Annotated in this window: 1 protein-coding gene and 1 pseudogene; both read right to left on the bottom strand. The window is 55.8% G+C overall.

Annotated features, from left to right (window positions below; genetic code table 11):
* Positions 1-276, bottom strand: a pseudogene (locus BN1137_RS21950) (protease HtpX); the annotation flags it as partial.
* Positions 277-389: 113 nt separating this feature from the next.
* The coding region (gene bioD, locus BN1137_RS11060; protein ID WP_157433711.1) for an ATP-dependent dethiobiotin synthetase BioD at positions 390-736 on the bottom strand (347 nt) is incomplete at its 5' end.

Here is a 736-nt window from a genome sequence, read left to right on the forward strand (position 1 = left end):
TTCACGGGCCTGACGGGCCACTGTGCTCACCAGCCAGTGCTCGGTCTCGTTACGGGGCTGCTCGATGACCTGGACGCCATAGCTGCGCTTGGCCATCCACTTGGACATCAGCAAGGAGATAAAGGAACCCCCAAAACCGAACACGGCGCAGAACACCAACAGACCGGAAATGCTGGACTTGTTGATCCCCAGAACCGAGAACAGGATATTGAGTACCACCCCCAGCACCAGCATGACGGCCAGGTTGGTCACCAGGAATAGCATAATTCGCTTCATATTGACTCCTTGTGAGATATAGATGCGTGGTCCGGGTCGATGCGTTGCCGACCTGATACCACACCAGCTCCAGATAATAGATAAATTCGATGAATGTTTGCTGAATGTCAGGTTCAGAGCAGAGGAGAAATATCGAGACACCCGCGCAAGTCAGCTTCGAGTGGATTGTTTACAAAGGGTATTTCACCTAAAAATGGCGCGGGTAGCAAGCCCCTCAGGGTATCCAGATTCTCCTGATAATGGCTCATGCCCTCATCCACCCGGTTCATCACCCAGCCCGCGATCGGCAGGTCCTGGTTACGAATCGCCGCAAAGGTGAGCAGGGCATGGTTGAGGCAACCGAGCTTGGCCCCCACCACCACGATCACCGGCAGGTTCTCCTGCCTGACCCAGTCCGACAGCAGATAGGTTCTGTCCAGCGGCAGGAACCAGCCCCCCGCCCCCTCCACCAGTATCAGCT

This window comes from Aeromonas tecta (assembly GCF_000820185.1).
Classification (GTDB): Bacteria; Pseudomonadota; Gammaproteobacteria; order Enterobacterales; family Aeromonadaceae; genus Aeromonas; species Aeromonas tecta.